14 protein-coding genes, 1 other RNA gene and 1 pseudogene are annotated in these 13206 nt (G+C 69.9%); 6 read left to right on the forward strand and 10 right to left on the reverse strand.

Annotation, left to right across the window (positions count from 1 at the left end; genetic code table 11):
* Positions 1 to 36: 36 nt before the first annotated feature.
* On the reverse strand, positions 37 to 555 hold the full coding sequence (locus LRS04_RS05390) for a GNAT family N-acetyltransferase (RefSeq protein ID WP_257815492.1): 519 nt from the start codon (positions 553 to 555) through the stop codon (positions 37 to 39).
* Between the two features lie 54 nt (positions 556 to 609).
* Complete coding sequence (locus LRS04_RS05395; RefSeq protein ID WP_257815493.1) at positions 610 to 1932, reverse strand: acyl-CoA dehydrogenase family protein; 1323 nt, start codon at positions 1930 to 1932, stop codon at positions 610 to 612.
* Between the two features lie 162 nt (positions 1933 to 2094).
* Between LRS04_RS05395 and LRS04_RS05400 the strand changes: the two genes are divergently transcribed.
* Complete coding sequence (locus LRS04_RS05400) at positions 2095 to 2610, forward strand: DUF6265 family protein (RefSeq protein WP_257815494.1); 516 nt, start codon at positions 2095 to 2097, stop codon at positions 2608 to 2610.
* On the opposite strand, the gene LRS04_RS05405 is transcribed toward LRS04_RS05400, so the two are convergent.
* Positions 2607 to 3077 (reverse strand): hypothetical protein, encoded by a 471-nt coding sequence (locus tag LRS04_RS05405; RefSeq protein WP_257815495.1) that lies wholly within the window; start codon positions 3075 to 3077, stop codon positions 2607 to 2609. The genes LRS04_RS05400 and LRS04_RS05405 overlap by 4 nt on opposite strands.
* A gap of 234 nt (positions 3078 to 3311) precedes the next feature.
* On the reverse strand, positions 3312 to 3737 hold the full coding sequence (locus tag LRS04_RS05410) for a hypothetical protein (RefSeq protein WP_257815496.1): 426 nt from the start codon (positions 3735 to 3737) through the stop codon (positions 3312 to 3314).
* 292 nt (positions 3738 to 4029) lie between these two features.
* Here LRS04_RS05410 and groES point away from each other — a divergent pair, with 292 nt between their 5' ends.
* Positions 4030 to 4320: a co-chaperone GroES gene (groES, locus tag LRS04_RS05415; protein WP_257815497.1), complete on the forward strand. Its 291-nt coding sequence runs from the start codon at positions 4030 to 4032 to the stop codon at positions 4318 to 4320.
* A 54-nt stretch (positions 4321 to 4374) separates the two neighbouring features.
* Positions 4375 to 6017 (forward strand): annotated as a pseudogene (groL, locus tag LRS04_RS05420) (chaperonin GroEL).
* A gap of 205 nt (positions 6018 to 6222) precedes the next feature.
* On the opposite strand, the gene LRS04_RS05425 reads toward groL, so the two are convergent.
* Entirely contained in the window at positions 6223 to 6579 is a 357-nt protein-coding gene (locus LRS04_RS05425) for a phage holin family protein (protein ID WP_257815498.1), read from the reverse strand.
* Positions 6580 to 6681: 102 nt separating this feature from the next.
* On the opposite strand from LRS04_RS05425, the gene LRS04_RS05430 reads away from it, so the two are divergent.
* The gene (locus LRS04_RS05430; protein ID WP_257815499.1) at positions 6682 to 7329 is read left to right on the forward strand and encodes a hypothetical protein; all 648 of its coding nucleotides are present in this window, start codon (positions 6682 to 6684) and stop codon (positions 7327 to 7329) included.
* On the opposite strand, the gene LRS04_RS05435 is transcribed toward LRS04_RS05430, so the two are convergent.
* The 5 genes from LRS04_RS05435 to LRS04_RS05455 all read right to left on the reverse strand — a co-directional run bounded on the left by LRS04_RS05435 (position 7326) and on the right by LRS04_RS05455 (position 9753).
* Positions 7326 to 8165: a TIGR00282 family metallophosphoesterase gene (locus LRS04_RS05435; RefSeq protein WP_257815500.1), complete on the reverse strand. Its 840-nt coding sequence runs from the start codon at positions 8163 to 8165 to the stop codon at positions 7326 to 7328. The genes LRS04_RS05430 and LRS04_RS05435 overlap by 4 nt on opposite strands.
* Positions 8166 to 8174: 9 nt before the next feature.
* On the reverse strand, positions 8175 to 8744 hold the full coding sequence (locus LRS04_RS05440; protein WP_257815501.1) for a 5-formyltetrahydrofolate cyclo-ligase: 570 nt from the start codon (positions 8742 to 8744) through the stop codon (positions 8175 to 8177).
* Positions 8745 to 8771: 27 nt separating this feature from the next.
* A non-coding RNA gene (gene ssrS, locus LRS04_RS05445) (6S RNA) lies at positions 8772 to 8932 on the reverse strand.
* A 202-nt stretch (positions 8933 to 9134) separates the two neighbouring features.
* Positions 9135 to 9473 carry a cell division protein ZapA gene (locus LRS04_RS05450; RefSeq protein WP_257815502.1) on the reverse strand — a complete coding sequence of 113 codons (339 nt, stop codon included), beginning with the start codon at positions 9471 to 9473 and terminating at the stop codon, positions 9135 to 9137.
* Positions 9474 to 9477: 4 nt separating this feature from the next.
* Positions 9478 to 9753: a DUF4164 family protein gene (locus LRS04_RS05455; protein WP_257815503.1), complete on the reverse strand. Its 276-nt coding sequence runs from the start codon at positions 9751 to 9753 to the stop codon at positions 9478 to 9480.
* Positions 9754 to 9928: 175 nt separating this feature from the next.
* Between LRS04_RS05455 and tkt the strand changes: the two genes are divergently transcribed.
* Both tkt and purT read left to right on the forward strand, forming a co-directional pair.
* Positions 9929 to 11899 carry a transketolase gene (gene tkt / locus LRS04_RS05460; protein ID WP_257815504.1) on the forward strand — a complete coding sequence of 657 codons (1971 nt, stop codon included), beginning with the start codon at positions 9929 to 9931 and terminating at the stop codon, positions 11897 to 11899.
* A gap of 11 nt (positions 11900 to 11910) precedes the next feature.
* Positions 11911 to 13128 (forward strand): formate-dependent phosphoribosylglycinamide formyltransferase, encoded by a 1218-nt coding sequence (gene purT, locus LRS04_RS05465; protein ID WP_257815505.1) that lies wholly within the window; start codon positions 11911 to 11913, stop codon positions 13126 to 13128.
* The last annotated feature ends 78 nt before the right edge of the window (positions 13129 to 13206 follow it).

Genomic DNA, 13206 nt, shown 5'->3' on the forward strand with positions numbered 1-13206 from the left:
CGCACCATGCGCGGAGCGGGGGCGCTGCGAGCCGCATCAGGCGAGCGCCTTGTAGAAGTAGGTGGTGGCGCACATCCGGCCGTCGGGCAGGAGGGCGTAGTCCGGGATGACGCCGACGCGGGTCCAGCCCACCCGGGCGTAGAGCCGCTCGCCGGCCTCGCCGGTGACGGTATCGAGGACCAGGACGGACTTGCCCATGGCCTTCGCCTCGGCCTCGGCCGCGCGCATAAGGGCCTCGCCGACGCCGCGCCGGCGGGCCCGGCGGTGGACCAGCATCTTGGCGATGTCCGCCCGGTGCGGCTGGTTGGGCGCGCCGGCCGGGATAACCTGGACCACGCCGAAGATCCCGTCCGCGTCCTCGGCCACCAGGATGGCGCGGCCGTCACCGGCTTCGACCTGGCGGCGCCAGAAGCCCTCGGCCTCGTCGCGGGTGGTGTCGGCCATGAAGGAGACCGAGGCGCCGCCCGCCACGCAGTCGAGCAGCACGTCGGCAAGGGCGGCGATCGCGCCGGTCTCGTCGGGCGCCAGACGGCGGATATGGAAAGGGGCCGGCACGGTGTCTGGTTACACCGCGCCGGCCCCCATGGCCAAGCTAGCCTGTCGTCGCCGCTAGTTGCGGAACACCGCCGACATCGAGCTGTCGTGCGGGCCCTCGCGGAACTGCTGCAGCTCGTTGCGGCCGACCACCATGTGGTGGACCTCGTCCGGGCCGTCGGCGATCCGCAGGGTGCGGGTGTTGGCGTACATCCGGGCGAGCGGCGTGTGCTGCGAGACGCCGAGCGCGCCGTGCATCTGGATCGCCTGGTCGATGATCTGGCAGACACGCTCCGGCACCATGGCCTTGACCATGTGGATCCACACCCGGGCCTCGCGGTTGCCGAGCACGTCCATGGCGCGCGCCGCCTTCAGCACCATCAGGCGCATGGCCTCGATCTCGATGCGCGCGCGGCTGACCTTCTCGATGTTGCCGCCCAACTGGATGATCGGCTTGCCGAAGGCCACACGGCTCATGCCGCGGGTGACCATCAGGTCCAGCGCCTTTTCGGCCGAGCCGATGGCGCGCATGCAGTGGTGGATGCGGCCCGGGCCCAGGCGCAGCTGGCTGATCTCGAAGCCGCGGCCTTCGCCGAGCAGGATGTTCGAGGCCGGCACGCGGGCGTTGTTGAAGCGGATGTGCATATGGCCGTGCGGCGCATCGTAGTCGCCGAACACCTGCTGGCCGCCGACGATCTCCACACCCTCGGTCGGCAGCGGCACCAGGATCTGGGACTGCTGGAGGTGCGGCGGGTCGTTCTCACCGCCGGTGCGGACCATGGTGATCATGATCTTGCAGCGAGGATCGCCCGCGCCCGAGATGTAGTGCTTCTCGCCGTTGATGATGTACTCGTCGCCGACCCGCACGGCGCGTGTGTCGATGTTCTTGGCGTCGGAGCTGGCGGTGTTCAGCTCGGTCATGCAGAACGCCGAGCGGATCTTCCCCGCGAGCAGCGGCTTCAGCCATTGCTCCTTCTGCTCCGCCGTGCCCACCCGCTCCAGCACTTCCATGTTGCCGGTGTCGGGGGCGGCGCAGTTCATGATCTCCGAGGCCAGACGGTTCTTGCCGAGCTCGACGGCGATGTAGGCGTAGTCGAGGTTCGACAGGCCCTCGCCGGTGTGGGCGTCCGGCAGGAAGAAGTTCCAGAGGCCCGCGGCCTTGGCCTTGTCCTTGGCGGCTTCCAGCACCTCGAGCTGACCCGGCGCATAATCCCAGACGCTCTCGCGGTCCTCGCCCAGGCGGTGGAACTCCTCGGCGGCGGGCTCCACCACCTCGCGGATGAACTCCTTCACCCGATTGAAGAGCGGCAGCGCCTTGTCCGACATCCGCAGGTCGTTGAGCTCGTCCTGCGGGCTGAGCTTGAAGCTCGACTGCGGCCGATCGGCGGTCATGGTCATCCTGTTCGCTCCCGGGGCTCTTTGAGGGGTTATTTAGAGCTTAGGCCGCCACCATGGTCGGCTTTTTGCCGGAAATCAAACAAGCGTTTTAATATTCTTCCGTGGCGTCAGTCGAATCCGCCGAGGCCGCCGCGTCTCAGGGGCAGGAACCGGGAGAGACCCATGCGACAGGCCCTTGCGACCCTCATGGCCGCCGCCGCCCTGCTGATCGCCGCGCCGGCCCTGGCCGAGCCGGAGGTCCGTACGCTGCCGGACGGCGCGAAGCCGCCCCCTGCGACGATCGCCGACGTCGCCTGGCTGACCGGCTCGTGGGTCGGAGAGGGCCTGGGCGGGACCGCCGAGGAAACCTATGCCGCGCCCGTGGGCGGACAGATGGTCGGCCATTTCCGGAGCGCGAAGGCGGGCCAGCCGGCCTTCTACGAGTTCATCCTGCTGCGCGAGCGCGACGGGTCGCTGGTCTATGGGGTGAAGCACATCAACCCGGACGGGACCATGTGGGAGGAGAAGGACGGCTGGACCGAGTTCCCGCTGGTGGCGGTGGAGGCCGGCCACGCGTTCTTCAACGGCCTGACGTTCGAGCGCGACGGGCCGGACCGGCTGAACGTCCACCTGCGGCTCCGCAAGCGCGAGACGGGCGAGCGCTGGATCGAGACCTTCCGGTTCCGGCGCTCGCCCTAGATATTCAAAGTGGGGGCGCGTTCTGATCGCAAAACCGGCTTCCACTTTTGCGGAACGCGCCCTGAGGGCGTCAGGCGGGGGACCGCGGCGGCCCGCTTCAGGCCGACGTACTGCAGATCGGCGATGACCGCGACGGCCAGCGCCTGCACCACCACGAAGCCGTAGCCGAGCGCCGTCGGGCTGGCCCAGCCGAGGAGCAGCAGAAGCGCGCTTTCCGCCACCCAGGCCAGGTTCATGGCGATGATCGTCCAGACCACGGCGCGCGGCAGGGCTGGCCGGGACGCCGCGCAGGCGAGTACGGCCGCCCAGGCGAGGAGGAAGATCCCCGCCGGACGGGTCAGGTCGGCGGAGAGGCCGGTGAGCGCGGCGAGAGGCTCGGCAGCGAAGGTCATGAGTGCGCCGGCGGCGACACAGGTAACCGCGTCGAAGGCGATGACGCGGCGCAGGAAGGTGGATTGGACAGGCATCTGGGGCTCCTTCGTCTCAAGGCGTGAGGGAGCATCCCCGGGCGGGCGAGGCCGGTCGATTACCTGTCAGGTCATGAATAGAGCGGCGGCGCCCTGGCGAAGGCGATCAGGGCCGCCGCAAGCGCGAGGACCGCCAGTGCCGGAAGGAGCTTGAGCCACCACCCCATGCCCGACGACGTAGGGAGCGGCAGCCCGGCTTTCCAGTTAAGCTTTCGACATTATCCGGCCGCGCCTCTAGCGGACCGGGACGTGCTCCGCATGCGGGCAGACCGCGGCCAGCAACGCCTCGTTCTCCGGGCCCGAGGCCTTCTTCGGCGTCTCGGCGCGCCAGCCGGACGGGATGTCGAGGGCGACGGAGGGCTTGTAGGCGGCGACGGTGATCAGGTTCTTCTTGCCGCAGTCGATGGCGTAGACGTAGCCGACGCCGTCCGGCTTGCCGGGACCCGACGGGCCGAGCTTGGCCTCGGGCTTGGAGACGGCCTGCATCACCACGACCCGGCCGGAAGCCTTGTCCTTGTAGGTGTAGTCGGCGTCGTAGGACCACTGGGTGCCGTTCGGACCGTCGACGAACTTGGTCCAGGTCTCGGCGGACGCCGCCCCTGCGAGAACAAGGGGGGCGGCGAAGGCGGTGGCGGCGGCGAGCGCGATGACGCGGCGCATGGATACTGTCTCCGAAGGCGTTTCGATCCCTGGACGAGACCCTAGAACGCCCTCCGGCGCGCCTCCAATCGAAATCGGGGTCGCGGCGCTCCCTGCCGCCCGCGACCGAGCGCCGCCGACGACCAACCGGGCTCCGAGGATCCCAAGCTTAACCACGTCCCCATCTTGACTCCGGAAACGCCCGATCCTACGTCCCGCGCAGCGTTGGCACTCACGGTCTGCGACTGCTAACAGAGCGCGCTCCGGGCCTCGCACCCTGATTGAAACCGTCTCGAACGGAGAGAGAAAGACTATGGCGTTTCGTCCCCTGGGAGATCGCGTGCTGGTGAAGCGCGTCGAGGAAGAGGAAAAGACCAAGGGCGGGATCATCATCCCCGACACGGCGAAGGAAAAGCCGCAGGAAGGCGAGGTCATCTCGGTTGGCCCCGGCGCGCGCGACGAAGCCGGCAAGGTCCAGCCCCTGGACGTAAAGGCCGGCGACCGCATCCTGTTCGGCAAGTGGTCCGGCACCGAGGTCAAGCTCGACGGCAAGGACCTGCTGATCATGAAGGAAAGCGACATCCTGGGCGTGCTCGAGGCCTAAGGCCCGCACCGCTCCAGCGCTTTTCCAAACCCCCTTTCAGAAAGAGATCCCATCATGGCTGCGAAAGACGTCTATTTCGCCTCTGACGCCCGCGACCGCATGCTGCGCGGCGTGAACACCCTCGCCAACGCGGTGAAGGTGACCCTCGGCCCCAAGGGCCGCAACGTCGTCATCGAGAAGTCCTTCGGCGCCCCGCGCTCGACCAAGGACGGCGTGTCGGTGGCCAAGGAAATCGAACTCTCGGACAAGTTCGAGAACCTCGGCGCCCAGCTGATCCGCGAAGTCGCCTCCAAGACCAACGACAAGGCCGGTGACGGCACCACCACCGCGACCGTGCTGGCCCAGGCCATCGTCGTGGAAGGCCTGAAGTCGGTCGCCGCCGGCATGAACCCGATGGACCTGAAGCGCGGCGTCGACAAGGCGGTCGCCAAGGTCATCGAGGAAATCAAGAGCACCTCCAAGAAGGTCTCGGCCAACAGCGAGATCGCCCAGGTCGGCACCATCTCGGCCAACGGCGACACCGAAGTGGGCGAGATGATCGCCCGGGCCATGGAAAAGGTCGGCAACGAAGGCGTCATCACCGTCGAGGAAGCCAAGACCGCCGAGACCGAACTCGACGTCGTCGAGGGCATGCAGTTCGACCGCGGCTACCTCTCGCCGTACTTCATCACCAACGCCGAGAAGATGGAGGCCGAACTCGAAGAGCCGCTGATCCTGCTCTTCGAAAAGAAGCTCTCCTCGCTGCAGCCCCTGCTGCCGGTGCTGGAAGCGGTGGTCCAGTCGGGCCGCCCGCTGCTGATCATCGCGGAAGACGTGGAAGGCGAAGCGCTGGCGACCCTGGTGGTCAACAAGCTGCGCGGCGGCCTGCGCGTGGCGGCCGTCAAGGCTCCGGGCTTCGGCGACCGCCGCAAGGCCATGCTGGAAGACATCGCCATCCTGACCGGCGGCCAGCTGATCAGCGAAGACCTCGGCATCAAGCTCGAGAGCGTGACCGTCGACATGCTCGGCCGCGCCAAGAAGGTCACCATCACCAAGGACGACACCACGATCGTCGACGGCTCGGGTGACAAGGCCGGGATCGAAGGCCGCGTGGCCCAGATCAAGAAGCAGATCGAGGACACCACCTCGGACTACGACAAGGAAAAGCTGCAAGAGCGTCTCGCCAAGCTGGCGGGCGGTGTGGCCGTGATCCGCGTCGGCGGCGCGACCGAGGTCGAGGTGAAGGAGAAGAAGGACCGCGTCGACGACGCCCTCAACGCGACCCGCGCGGCCGTGGAAGAAGGCATCGTCCCCGGCGGCGGTGTTGCGCTCCTCAAGGCCTCGAAGGTCCTCGAAGGCTTCAAGGGCGACAACGACGACCAGGAAGCCGGCATCGCCATCGTGCGCCGCGCCCTGCAGGCCCCGATCCGTCAGATCTCGGAAAACGCCGGGGTCGAAGGCTCGATCGTGGTCGGCAAGGTGCTGGAGAACAGCTCGGCGACCTTCGGCTTCAACGCCCAGACGGAAGAGTACGTCGACATGGTCCAAGCCGGCGTCATCGACCCGGCGAAGGTCGTCCGTACGGCTCTGCAGGACGCGGCCTCGGTCGCCGGCCTGCTGATCACCACGGAAGCCGCCATCGTCGAGGCCCCCAAGAAGGGCGGCGCCGGCGGCGCCCGGGCGGCATGCCCGGCGGCATGGGCGACATGGACTTCTAAGTCCGGCGCTCAGACGGAAATGATGAAGGGCGGGGCCGCAAGGTCCCGCCCTTTTTCGTTGCGCCCCAAGCCCTCTCCCTACCCTCTCCCTCTCTTCCCCCGGCTTTCGCCGGGGTCGGGGAGAGGGCGTTTATGGCTCGGCCGCTCAACTCCACTCCTCCCCCCCGCGAAGCGAGAGGGAGAGGGTAGGGAGAGGGCTTGAAGCTCAATCCCGGCCCTTGGCGTCCCCGATGACCATGCCGGCGATCCAGCTCGTCACGCCGGTGACGATGGCGGCGAGCACGCCCGGGACGAGGCCGTCCACGTGGAAGCCCGAGAGCAGGACGGCGACGAGGCCGATCATCGCGGCGTTCACCACCAGCAGGAACAGGCCGAGCGTCAGGATGGTCACCGGCAGGGTGAGGATAAACACCACCGGCCGCACGACGGCGTTGACCAGGCCCAGCAGCACGGCGGCGAGGACCAGGCTGCCGGTGTCGTCCACGCGGACGCCGGGCACGATCTTCGACGCCAGCCACAACCCCAGCGCCGCGAAGATGGCGCGCACGATGAACTTCGCCATGCGAAGACCCCTCCCGAGTTTCAGGCGTCGCACTAGACCCCCAGGGCGTAATTCCGCCAAGAGGCTAAGCTCAAGGTGGACGGCCGCCCGGAAGGATCCCTCATGCGTCTTCGCCTGCTCGCCTGCCTGCTCGTCCTGAGCGCCGCTTCGGCCGCCACGGCCCAGCCGCGCGGCGGGCCGCCGGGCGCGACGGGCGGCGATGGGCCCGAACTCCTGCCGTCGCGGGACGAGGCGCGCGGACCGCCGCCGCCGCGGATCCAGCTCTTCATCAGCCCGTCGGGCGAGCCCTTCCGTGGCGCAGACGGCCTGAGTGACTGGTTCGCCAGCGCCGACGGCGACCGCGACGGCGCGCTGACGCCCGCGGAGCTGCGCGCCGACGCCATGCGGTTCTTCAAGGTGATCGACTTCAACGGCGACCAGGTGGTCGACGGTTTCGAGGTGCAGCGCTACGAGGCCGAGATCGCGCCGGAGATCACCCTGATCGCACTAGACGGCGTGCGTCCCGAGCGCGGGCGCGGCGGGCGGGGCCTGAGCCTCGGTCGCCAGGGGGCGGCGCGCTTCGGCCTGCTCAGCACCCCGCACCCGGTGCGGGCCGGCGACCTCGACGTGGACGGCCGGGTGACCGAGGCCGAGTGGGCCCGGGCCGCCGCGCGCCGGTTCGAGCTGCTGGACAGGGCGAAGGCCGGGAGCCTGACGCTGGCCGCCCTGAGGCCGGCGGAGAAGGGCCGCAGGCCGCCGCCGAAGGGCTAGCCGGCCGCCACGCGCTCCAGGGCGGGGACGTGCTCGGAAAGCCGGCCGCCGATGCGGATCGGCTCGATCCGGCGGGCGAGGCCGCTGACCGGGTCGGTCTCCACGAAGACGCCGCAGACCGTGGCGGGGCCCTCGGCCGGCTTGTAGCGGCCGCCGGAGATGCGGGTGGTGAACCGCCGCAGCGGCTCCTCCTTCTGGTTGCCGATCACGCTGTCGTAGTCGGCGCAGGCCCCGGCGTCGGTCTGGTAGGCGGTGCCGTTCGGCAGGATCTGGGCGTCGGCGGTGGGAACGTGGGTGTGGGTGCCCACCACCAGGCTGGCCCGGCCGTCGCAGAAGTGGCCCATGGCCATCTTCTCGGAGGTGGCTTCCGCGTGGATGTCGACCACCACGGCGTCGGCGACGAGGCCCAGCGGGCTCGCCTCCAGCGCGCGGTCCGCCGCGGCGAAGGGGTCGTCGAGGCTGTCCATGTGCACCCGGCCCAGCAGGTTCATGACCACGATCCGCTTGCCGGACTGCGTCTCGAACATCTGGACCCCGCGGCCCGGCGCGTCGGCCATGGCCGGATAGTTGAGCGGCCGGATCAGCCGGGGCTCGCGGACGATATAGGTCAGCGCCTCCTTCTGGTCCCAGGAGTGGTTGCCCAGCGTCAGGCAATCGGCGCCGGCGTCGAACAGCTCGCGGGCGGTGCTCTCCGTGATGCCGAAGCCGGCGGCGGCGTTCTCGGCGTTGATGATCACGAACTCGAGGTCGAGACGGCGGCGCAGCGCCGGCAGATGGTCGGCCAGGCCCTCGCGGCCCGAACGCCCCACCACGTCTCCGAAGAAAGCTAGTCTCATCCCGCGTCCTTACCTGACCTCGATCCACTCCGCATCGGTCAGGATGGCGTCGAGCCGCTGATCGTGCGCTTCGTCCGGCAGGGCGTCCACTTCCTGGCCGGCGTAGGCGAGGCCAAGGACGAAAACCGGCTGGATGGCCCGAAGGTTCGCGAGCGTGCGGTCGTAGTGTCCGCCGCCCTGCCCGAGACGGCGTCCGCGGCGGTCGAAGGCGAGCAGCGGGGTGATGACCAGGTCCGGCACGACGGCGGACGACCAGAGCGGCGGGCCGGGCACGCCGGCGGCGTCGGCCTCGAGCGGCAGCGCCGGGTCGAGTTCGCGGAACTCCAGCGGCGCGTCGAGGCTCTCGGCCACCGGCAGAGCCGGGACCGCGCCGGTCTCGGCCAGCCTGCGCATCAGCGGCGCAGGATCGATCTCCGAGCCCATGGGGTGATAGCCGCTGAAGGACTGGAACTCGGGCAGCCGGTCGAGAGGCAGGCGCAGCGCGGCGGCCTCGGCGGCGCCGGGATGGGCGGCGGCCAACTCCCGGCGGAGCGTCCGCAGGCGGCGCCGGAGCGCAGTCTTGTCGGAGGTGGAATCCACCGCCCGCTTATAGCAGGGAATCGGGTGGCGGCGCCGCGAGAGCCGTGAAGGACTGTTTCATTCCCTCGACCTGGATAGACCAGGTGGGCGCCGTGTGCCCAAGACCACGGTCCGGGGCAGGGACAGCTCCCTTAGAGTGAATTAAGGTCGCTGGAATATGTCGCCTTCGACGCGAGCCGCAGCAGACCCGCCGGCCGCCAAGATAGGGCTTCGGCGACCACAATCCAAGCGAAGCCGGTCCCTTCAGACGTCATCCTAGGCCTTGTGCCTAGGATCCCTGTTTCCGCAGGCGGGGCCTCGGCCTTGCGCCCGCCCTCTTCGGGTTGTCCTTGCGACGCCAGCGAGGCGGCCAGAGGGATCCCAGGCACAAGGCCTGGGATGACGAAGTTGTCAGGCCGCGAGGTCGTCGGCGGCGAGCTTTTCGATCTTCTTGGCCGCGCCTTCCAGGGCCGCCACCGCCCGGCTCTCCAGCCGCGCGCGCTCGGACTGCTGGCGGGCGAGTTCGGCCTGAAGCGCGGCGAGCCGGCTCTTGGCGTCGGCCAGCTCGTCGGCGAGCAGCAGGGCGCCCATCAGGAAGAGGCGGGTGTCGCCGAGCTGGCCCATGTCGGCGCTGACGTGGCGCACCTGCCGGTCGAACAGCCGGGCCAGCTCCATGAGGTGGGCCTCCTGCCCGTCCTCGCAGCCCACCGCATAGGGGCGGCCGTTCACCTCGATCTGGATCTGCGCCATCAAACTACTCCTGCACCACGGCCTGGCCGTTCAGCGCCGCCTTGATCTCGGAGATCGCGCGGCCGAGCGCCGCGGAGGCCTCGGCCCCGGCGGCCTCCAGCGCCGCTTCACGCGTGCGGGCCTTGTCGAGCTCGGCGGCGAGCTCGTCCCGCTCGCTGCCGAACAGCCCGGCTTCATCGCCCGCGGACCTTCCCCGGGCGGCCAGCCGCTGCTCCAGCGCGGCCAGCGCGCCTTCGAGGCGCCTGGCGGCAAGATCGAGCGTGCTTTCGCCGGTGCTCATCCACGTCTCCCGGGCCGGTTCTGGCCGTCCAATCTATAGCCCTGCGTCGGCCCCCTTGTGAATCCTCGGCTTTTCGGGCGGGAAGAGGGCGAAGGGCGTCGTCGCCTTGACCCTGCGCGCCTCGCGTGCGACCCCGCGCGCCATTCCCGCCGCCGTTAACAGAATCCGGATCCCCATGCCCGCGCCCACCAAACTCATGGCCGACGCCATCCGCGTGCTTTCCATGGACGCCGTCGAGCAGGCGAACTCCGGCCACCCGGGGATGCCCATGGGCATGGCGGACGTCGCCACCGTGCTCTGGACGAAGTTCCTGAAGTACGACGCGGCCCGTCCGGACTGGGCCGACCGCGACCGCTTCGTGCTCTCGGCCGGTCACGGCTCGATGCTGCTCTACGCCCTGCTGCACCTGACGGGCGTGAAGGCGGTGACGCTGGAGCAGATCAAGAACTTCCGCCAGGTCGGCTCCAACACGCCGGGCCACCCGGAATGGGGCCACACGCCGGGGGTCGAGACCACCACCGGGCCCCTGGGCCAGGGCCTGGCCACCGCCGTCGGCATGGCTATGGCCGAGCGCAAGATGGCCGCCCGCTTCGGGCCCGAGCTCGTCGATCACCGGACCTGGGTGGTGGCCGGCGACGGCTGCCTGATGGAGGGCGTCAGCCACGAGGCGATCAGCCTGGCCGGCCGCCTGAAGCTCGCCAAGCTGACGGTGCTGTGGGACGACAACGACATCACCATCGACGGCCACGTGGGCCTTTCCGACGCCACGGACCAGCTTGCCCGCTTCAAGGCCGCCGGCTGGGCGGTGAAGCGGATCGACGGGCACGACGAGGGCCAGATCCGCCGGGCGCTGGCCTGGGCGACCAAGCAGGACAAGCCGAGCCTGATCGCCTGCAAGACCATCATCGGCAAGGGCTCGCCGACCTTTGCCGGCACCCACGACGTGCACGGCAAGGCGCTGGGCAAGGATGAGGTGGTCAAGACCCGCACCAATCTCGGCTGGCCGCACGAGCCCTTCGTGGTGCCGGACGAGGTGTACCGCCCCTGGCGCGCCGCCGGCCGCCGCGGCCGCAAGGACCTGAAGGCCTGGGAGGCCCGCCTCGCCGCCAGCGGCGTACGGGCCGAGTTCGAGCGCGCCGTCGCCGGCAAGCTGCCCGCCCACGCCTTCGAGGGCCTGGACGCCTACCTGGCCGAGGTCGCCGCCTCCAAGCCGGCGTCGGCCACCCGCCAGCACTCCGGCACGGTGCTGGAGAAGATCTTCGGCGACATCCCCGAGCTGGTCGGCGGCTCGGCCGACCTGACGGGCTCCAACAACACCTTCGTCAAGAACACCCCGATCTTCGACACCCCCGACTACGCCGGCCGCTATGTGAACTACGGCGTGCGCGAGTTCGGCATGGCCGCGGCGATGAACGGCCTGGCCCTGCACGGCGGGGTGATCCCCTACGGCGGGACCTTCCTGGTGTTCACCGACTACGCCCGCCCGGCGATCCGCCTGGCCGCCCTGATGGGCGTGCGCGTGATCCACGTGGGCACCCACGATTCCATCGGGCTGGGCGAGGACGGCCCAACCCACCAGCCGGTGGAGCACCTGGCCGCGCTGCGCGCGATCCCGAACCTCAACGTCTTCCGCCCGGCCGACCTGATCGAGACCGCCGAGTGCTGGAAGCTCGCCATGGACGCCGAGCGGACGCCCTCGGTCATGGCCCTGTCGCGCCAGAAGACCGCCGCCGTCCGCGGCCAGGCCGGCGAGAACATGTCGGCCAGGGGCGCCTACCAGCTCGCCGCCGCCGAGCATCCGGCGCAGGTGACGATCTTCGCCTCCGGCACCGAGGTCCCGGTCGCCCTGAAGGCCCGCGAGATCCTGGAAGCCCAGGGCGTGGGGACCCGCGTGGTCTCCGTGCCGAGCTTCGAGCTCTTCGAGGCCCAGCCGCGCGACTACCAGGAGGCCCTGATCGGCGAGACGCCGGTGAAGGTCGCGGTGGAAGCCGGCGTGCGCATGGGCTGGGACCGCTTCATCGGCGCGGACGGCGCCTTCGTCGGCATGCACGGCTTCGGCGCCAGCGGCCCCTACGAGAAGCTCTACAGCCACTTCGGCATCACGCCGGAAGGCGTGGCGGAAGCCGCCAAGGCGAAGCTGGACTAGGCCCAGGCGTCATGACCACCCCCAAGGCCCCCGCCCGCCTCGGCACCCCGATGTCGGACACCGCCGTGCGCGTGATGCTCCTGGGCTCCGGCGAGCTCGGCAAGGAGGTGGCGATCGAGCTTCAGCGGCTGGGCTGCGAGGTGATCGCCGTCGACCGCTATGCGAATGCGCCGGCCCAGCAGGTGGCGACCCGGGCGCACGTGATCGCCATGACCGACGCGGCGGCGCTGCGCGCCCTCGTCGAGCAGGAGCGGCCGCACCTGATCGTGCCGGAGATCGAGGCGATCGCCACCGACGAGCTGGTACGGATCGAGGCCGAGGGCCTGGCCACCGTCATCCCGACGGCGCGCGCCGCCCAGCTCACCATGAACCGCGAGGGCATCCGCCGGCTGGCGGCCGAGGAGCTCGGCCTGCACACCAGCTCCTACGCCTTCGCCTCCACCGAGGACGAGCTGGCGAAGGCGGCGGCCGAGGTCACCGGATTCCCCTGCTTCGTGAAGCCGGTGATGAGCAGCTCCGGCAAGGGCCAGTCCTACGTGGAGCACCCGGACCAGATCGCCGACGCCTGGCGCTATGCCCTGGAAGGCGGCCGGGTCGAGCAGCCGCGAGTGATCGTCGAGGGCCGGATCGACTTCGACTTCGAGATCACCCAGCTCACCGTCCGCAACCTGGTGCGCGGCGAGGTTGTCACCAGCTTCTGCGACCCCATCGGCCACCGTCAGGTGAAGGGTGACTACGTCGAGAGCTGGCAGCCGCAGGGCATGAGCCCGCCGGCGCTGAAGAAGGCCCGCGAGATCAGCCGCGCCGTCACCGAGGCGCTGGGCGGGCTCGGCATCTTCGGCGTCGAGCTGTTCGTGAAGGGCAATGACGTGTGGTTCTCGGAGGTCAGCCCCCGGCCGCACGACACGGGCCTGGTCACCCTCGTCAGCCAGCAGATGAGCGAGTTCAAGCTGCACGCCCGGGCCATCCTCGGCCTGCCGGTGGACGCGCGGCTGAAGGAGCCGGGCGCCAGCGCGGTGATCTACGGCGGGATGGACGCCAAGGGCATCGCCTTCGAAGGCGTCGCCGAGGCGCTGTCGGTCCCCGGCGCGGACCTGCGGCTGTTCGGCAAGCCCGAGAGCTACGAGCGCCGGCGCATGGGCGTGGCCGTGGCCGTCGGCCCGAACGTCGACGCCGCCCGCGAACGGGCAAAGGACGCCGCCGCCAAGGTGAAGCCCGTCCGGGGCTGATCCTTAGCCGGACAACCTGTACGCGGCCCTCAGGCTGAGGCACCATCGCTGGGTGCGCTTCAGCTGTTGGGGGACGTG

This window comes from Phenylobacterium sp. J367 (genome assembly GCF_024699985.1).
Lineage (GTDB): Bacteria > Pseudomonadota > Alphaproteobacteria > Caulobacterales > Caulobacteraceae > Phenylobacterium.

What these genes read in the sequence shown, in the direction of transcription:
- LRS04_RS05395 (WP_257815493.1), bottom strand. Translation starts at nt 1,932, where the DNA reads ATGACCATGACCGCCGATCGGCCGCAGTCGAGCTTCAAGCTCAGCCCG.
- LRS04_RS05400 (WP_257815494.1), top strand. Translation starts at nt 2,095, where the DNA reads ATGCGACAGGCCCTTGCGACCCTCATGGCCGCCGCCGCCCTGCTGATC.
- LRS04_RS05405 (WP_257815495.1), bottom strand. Translation starts at nt 3,077, where the DNA reads ATGCCTGTCCAATCCACCTTCCTGCGCCGCGTCATCGCCTTCGACGCG.
- LRS04_RS05410 (WP_257815496.1), bottom strand. Translation starts at nt 3,737, where the DNA reads ATGCGCCGCGTCATCGCGCTCGCCGCCGCCACCGCCTTCGCCGCCCCC.
- groES (WP_257815497.1), top strand. Translation starts at nt 4,030, where the DNA reads ATGGCGTTTCGTCCCCTGGGAGATCGCGTGCTGGTGAAGCGCGTCGAG.
- LRS04_RS05425 (WP_257815498.1), bottom strand. Translation starts at nt 6,579, where the DNA reads ATGGCGAAGTTCATCGTGCGCGCCATCTTCGCGGCGCTGGGGTTGTGG.
- LRS04_RS05430 (WP_257815499.1), top strand. Translation starts at nt 6,682, where the DNA reads ATGCGTCTTCGCCTGCTCGCCTGCCTGCTCGTCCTGAGCGCCGCTTCG.
- LRS04_RS05435 (WP_257815500.1), bottom strand. Translation starts at nt 8,165, where the DNA reads ATGAGACTAGCTTTCTTCGGAGACGTGGTGGGGCGTTCGGGCCGCGAG.
- LRS04_RS05450 (WP_257815502.1), bottom strand. Translation starts at nt 9,473, where the DNA reads ATGGCGCAGATCCAGATCGAGGTGAACGGCCGCCCCTATGCGGTGGGC.
- LRS04_RS05455 (WP_257815503.1), bottom strand. Translation starts at nt 9,753, where the DNA reads ATGAGCACCGGCGAAAGCACGCTCGATCTTGCCGCCAGGCGCCTCGAA.
- tkt (WP_257815504.1), top strand. Translation starts at nt 9,929, where the DNA reads ATGCCCGCGCCCACCAAACTCATGGCCGACGCCATCCGCGTGCTTTCC.
- purT (WP_257815505.1), top strand. Translation starts at nt 11,911, where the DNA reads ATGACCACCCCCAAGGCCCCCGCCCGCCTCGGCACCCCGATGTCGGAC.